General features: G+C 69.2%; 1 pseudogene. It reads right to left on the bottom strand.

Features of this window, described 5'->3' with window-relative positions:
- A pseudogene (locus U4Y91_RS36630) lies at window positions 1-396 on the bottom strand (phosphomannomutase/phosphoglucomutase); the annotation flags it as partial.

Genomic DNA, 396 nt, shown 5'->3' on the forward strand with positions numbered 1-396 from the left:
CGTGCAGCCGAGCGCCTTGAACAGGCGCGTCGCGAGCGGCCCCGCGACGCCGTTACCGGCGTCGACGACGAGCTTCAGCGGGCGCGCGAGCTTGATGTCGCCAACGATGCGCGCGATGTACTGATCGGCGACGTCGAACTGCTCGAACGCGCCGCTGCCCGTTTCGAACCGCTCGTCGACGATGCGGCGGTACAGCGCCTGGATCTGCTCGCCGTAGATCGCCGCGCCGCGCAGCACCATCTTGAAGCCGTTGTAGTCGGGCGGGTTGTGGCTGCCGGTGACGACGATGCACGAATCGACGCGGCGCTCGCCGCCCTTCAGTGCGAGCGGCACGCTCGCCGCGAAATAGCCGACCGGCGTGGGCACCATGCCGACGTCGACGACGTCGACGCCTGA

This window comes from Burkholderia sp. BCC1993 (genome assembly GCF_905339865.1).
In the GTDB taxonomy this organism is placed as follows: Bacteria; Pseudomonadota; Gammaproteobacteria; order Burkholderiales; family Burkholderiaceae; genus Burkholderia.